General features: G+C 68.2%; 5 protein-coding genes and 1 pseudogene. All 6 read right to left on the bottom strand.

The features are described 5' to 3' along the window. A partial coding sequence (locus B2R83_RS11790; protein ID WP_292041383.1) for a sigma-70 family RNA polymerase sigma factor occupies positions 1–445 on the bottom strand: 445 nt, incomplete at its 3' end. Positions 446–458: 13 nt separating this feature from the next. Continuing rightward, a complete protein-coding gene (locus B2R83_RS11785; RefSeq protein ID WP_292041381.1) occupies positions 459–1379 on the bottom strand; it encodes a peptidoglycan DD-metalloendopeptidase family protein in 921 nt (306 codons plus the stop codon). Positions 1380–1582: 203 nt separating this feature from the next. Next, the gene (locus B2R83_RS11780; RefSeq protein WP_292041379.1) at positions 1583–2458 is read right to left on the bottom strand and encodes a protein-L-isoaspartate(D-aspartate) O-methyltransferase; all 876 of its coding nucleotides are present in this window, start codon (positions 2456–2458) and stop codon (positions 1583–1585) included. Positions 2459–2466: 8 nt separating this feature from the next. After that, positions 2467–2829, bottom strand: coding sequence for a hypothetical protein (locus tag B2R83_RS24035; protein WP_414674402.1), 363 nt, complete (start codon positions 2827–2829; stop codon positions 2467–2469). A gap of 76 nt (positions 2830–2905) precedes the next feature. Continuing rightward, positions 2906–3190: pseudogene (locus B2R83_RS24030) on the bottom strand (5'/3'-nucleotidase SurE); the annotation flags it as partial. A 135-nt stretch (positions 3191–3325) separates the two neighbouring features. Then, on the bottom strand, positions 3326–4421 hold a 1096-nt coding region (locus B2R83_RS11770), incomplete at its 5' end, for a tetratricopeptide repeat protein (protein ID WP_292041378.1).

The following is a 4421-nucleotide window of genomic DNA, read 5'->3' as shown; positions in this document are numbered from 1 at the left end:
ACCAGGTGGCGTAGGTGGAGAAACGGAAGCCGCGCTCGGGCTCGAACTTGTCGATCGCGCGCATCAGGCCGATGTTGCCCTCTTCGATCAGGTCGAGCAGCACGACGCCGCGGTTGATGTAGTGCTTGGCGATCGAGACTACCAGGCGCAGGTTATGCTCGATCATCTTCTGGCGCGCCGCGAAATCGCCCCCCTTGGCCTGTGTGGCGACCTGGACTTCCTCGCTCGCCGTCAGGAGCGGGCGGGTGCCGATCTGGTTGAGGTAGTGCTGGGTGGTGTCGGTGGCGAGCTCGGCCTGCAAGACCTTGCGCAGCTCGTCCACCGTGTCGACCTCGGGGCCGGGGAGGATGTCCTCCCCGTCGGTCGCAGCGGCGCCCCCGCGTTCCGGTTCGTCCGGAAACTCGTCTGATTCCTGCTGGTCCAGCGAGTGCGGCGGCTGCGTCATACCATTACATCCTCTATCGGCCCGGCAGGAACCTCGCCGGATCAACGGGTTTGCCCTGCTGGCGTATCTCGAAATGCAACTTCACCGAGTCGGCATCCGAATCGCCCATTTCCGCGATCATCTGGCCCTTGGCCACATTGTCGCCTTCCTTGACGACGATCTTGCGGTTGTGCGCGTATGCCGACAGCAAGCTGTTGTTGTGCTTGACGATGACGAGGTTACCATAACCCCGGATGCCACTGCCAGCGTACATTACCTTGCCGGCGCCCGCAGCCACCACCTGCTGGCCTGGACGGCCGGCGATGTCGATGCCCTTGTTGCGGCCTTCGTCGAAGGTGGCGACGATGCGGCCGTCCGCCGGCCACATCCAGCTCAGCTTGTCGTCGTCGTTCGCGGTCACGGTGCTGCCGGCGACGATCGCTGGGGCCGGGGCCGCCGGCGCCGGTGCTGCCGGGCGCACCGGCTCGGTGCGCGCGCCCGATTCCGGCCGGGCGGCGACGTTCTCGGTGTAGGGCTGCTTGTCGGCGCGCGGTTCGGTCTTGCGCGGCGGCGTGGCCGCCGGCGGCGCCGGCACCGGCTGGGTCTGGATGTTGGCGGTGCGTTCGCCACGCTCCGGCGCCGCAACGCGCAGGGTCTGGCCGACCTTGATGTCGTCCGGATCGCGCAGGTTGTTCCAGGCGACGATGTCGCGGTAGTTTTCGCCGTGGTCCAGTGCAATGCGCAGCAGGGTGTCGCCGCGGCGTACCGTGTACATGCCCTTCTCGGCCTTCGGTTCTTCGACGCGGGCGGCCGGGGCCGGGCGCGGACGCTCGGATACCGAGGCGCCGGTGCGCTCGACGACCGGCGCCTGGCGCGTCAGGGAGTTACAGCCGGCCAGCAGGCCGAGGGCGAGGGTGAGCAATGCGAGGCGGGGTAAATGGGAGGCTTGGTTCATTGTCTTTCTATTTTCTGTTCATGTTCTATGGCGGCGCGTCCCTGCAGCAGCGCCAGGGGCGACACGCGCCGGCGGACATCATCAGCCGTGGTCGTGCCGGTTGGACCAGGCTCTTCAACGCCGGCCGGGCCGGCGGGGTTGACCCGGCAGGCCGGGACAGGCAGCATCGTGCGCGGCGCGCCTGGGCACGCCCGCTGGCCATGCTAGATGGTGCCGGGGCGCAGCGGCACGAAGTGGCACGCTTCCAGCGTTTCTCTGGCCCACTCGCTTTTGCCGATGCGGGTAATACGTTGCAGGTGCTGGACCTGGGCGCCAACCGGTGCGACGAGATGCGCGCCGATGGCCAGTTGTTCGAGCAGGGCTTGCGGCACTTCGAGTCCCGCAGCTGCAAGGATGATGCCGTCGAAAGGCGCTACCTGCGGCAAGCCTAGCATACCATCGCCGTATTGCAAACGCAGGTTCGAAATCCTCAGCGGCCGCAGGTTGGTCTTGGCCAGCTCGTGCAGCGGCTTGATGCGCTCGATCGAATACACCTCGCGCGCCACGAAGGACAGCACGGCTGCCTGGTAGCCGCAGCCGGTGCCGATCTCGAGCACCCGGCCCAGCTGGCCTCCGGCACCTATCGAGGCGCGCATCGCTTCGATCATGCGCGCGACGATGTAGGGCTGCGAAATCGTCTGGTTGTGCCCGATCGGCAGCGAGGCGTCGATGTACGCCTGCGCCGACAGGGCCGGTTCGATGAACAGGTGGCGCGGCACCGCTTCCATCGCGCCCAGCACGACGCCGTCCTTGACGCCCTGCTTCGCCACGCGCGCCACCATGGCCCGGCGTACCGCTTCCGACGCCATCAGCTCGGAGCGCTGCGCGACCGGGGCGGCCGGCGCATGTGCCTGGGCATAGCCGGGCGGACGCGGCGACGGCGCCGGCGCGGCCGGCGCGAAACTGGCGCGCCCCGCCGTGCTCGCATTGCGCGTCGCGGTCTGCGGCGTGGCAACCGGCGTAGGCAGCCCCGGCTTGCGCACGGCGCCGCCGGTCACCGAGGACAGCGGCAAGGGAAAGGTGCTGCGCTTATCGTTCACGTCGCCGCTCATACGAGTCCTCGCAGCAGTTCCAGCTGGGCCTTGTGGGTCAGGTCGACCTGCAGCGGCGTGATCGACACGCAGCCCTGCGCGGTCGTATGGAAATCGGTGCCCTCGCTCGCATCGCGGCAGGCGCCCGGTGCGCCGATCCAGAAGATCTCGCGGCCACGCGGATCCTGCGAACGGATAACCGGCTCGGCCTGGTGGCGGCGGCCGAGGCGCGAAGGCGTCAAGGGACCGATCTCTTCGTACGGCAGGTTCGGGATGTTCACGTTGAACAGGAAGGGCAGCTCGAGCTTGTCGAAGCGGCGCTCGACGATCTCGCGCGCGACCCTGGCGGCGGCATCGACATGGGCCCAGCCCGGATTCACCTGCGAAAAGGCGANNCGCCGGGATGCCGAACAGGTAGGCTTCGGTGGCCGCCGCGACGGTGCCGGAATACAGGGTGTCGTCGCCCATGTTCTGGCCATTGTTGATGCCGGAAACGACCAGGTCGGGCGGCGCATCGCCCATCGCGGTCAGGGCGATGTGGACGCAATCGGTCGGCGTTCCATTAACAAAATGGAAACCGTTGGCGGCCTTCGTGACCGTCAGCGGGCGGTCGAGCGTCAACGAATTCGACGCACCCGAGCGGTTGCTGTCGGGTGCGACCACCACGATGTCCGCGATCGCGGACAAGGNNCTGATACCAGGCGCCAGGTAGCCGTCGTCGTTACTGATAAGAATTCGCATGTCAGCGATTTTACCTGAAGCAACGCCCGGATCGCTCGTCAGCAAGTCCTTTTTTGTTTCCTCATGGCGATTCTTCTTGTCAAGGAATGAGCAGCTTGCCAAGTGTTTTTGTCGCTTATGCACCGATATTTGCCGCTATCGCAATACCGACAACTCCTCGCGCCTGGCACGGACCAGGGCCCCCTCCAGTGAGGAGACCAGGTCCTTGTTGAGCGCCAGCGCCGCGTCCTTGTCCCCCTCCCGAAGATAGACCTGCTCGATCATGGCCGCCACCCGCTGGCGTAGCGGAAGTGCCACACTCAGCCATTGCACCGAGTGGCGCATGCTGTCGGCCAGCGCGCGCGCCTCCAGCCGGCTGTCCTGGTCGATCAGGGCTTTCAGCTGCGCGCACTGTTGCTGCAGGCTGTCGATCGCGTGGTGCTCGTCCGTGTGGCCGGCGCCCGCCTCGGTCTCGCGGACCGGCGCCGGTGCGCTGCGCAGGCTGCGCACGGCAGCCATGTCGCCCTGGGCGGCGAGGATCTGGGCAAGTGCGTCGCGCGCGCTCACCGTCGGCAGGGCATAGGCGCCGTCGTAGCGCTCGCGCACGCGCAGCACGGCCTCCAGGAGCCGCCGCGCATTGCCGAGCTCGCCCATTTCACCGAGCAGCTGGCCGAGTCGCTGGCCGCAGCGCAGGGTGTCCTCGTGCTCGGCGCCCTGCAACTGGCGGCGGCCGTCGAGCACACGCTCGAACAGCACCCGCGCCCTGTCTTTCTCGTGCTGGCTGTCCAGGGTGGCGGCGAGCTGTTCGAGGCTGTCGAGGGTGGCCGGGTGCGCATCTCCCCACAGGCGCTCGCAGGTGGCCACCACCTGCTCGTGCAGCGCCAGCGCCCGTTCCCTCTCCCCTTTCCGGCCAAGCACGGACGCCAGGCCGGAACGTGCGGCCAGCGTCTCCGGATGCTCGCTCCCCAGGGTGCTCATGCCGCGCTGGGCCAGCAGTTCGTAGCGCTGGCGTGCATCGTCGAGCCTGCCTCCGGCGAGGTCGAGCGCGGCCAGCGCGGCATGCGCGGCGCGCGTGTCCGGGTGGTCTTCGCCCAACTCGGCGCAGCGCAGCAGCAGGCTCTCGCGCAGCAGCTCCCGCGCTTCGTTGCCGCGCCCTTCCTGCTGGCACAGTTCGGCGAGCCGCGCCAGGCAGCTGGCCTGCAGCACGGCCGCGGCCCGGCCTTCCTGGGCGCGGGCGCGGGCCAGCGCGCAG

It is taken from the genome of Massilia sp. UBA6681 (assembly GCF_002454935.1).
GTDB lineage: Bacteria > Pseudomonadota > Gammaproteobacteria > Burkholderiales > Burkholderiaceae_D > Telluria > Telluria varians.
This window is presented reverse-complemented; position numbering and strand designations above follow the sequence as displayed.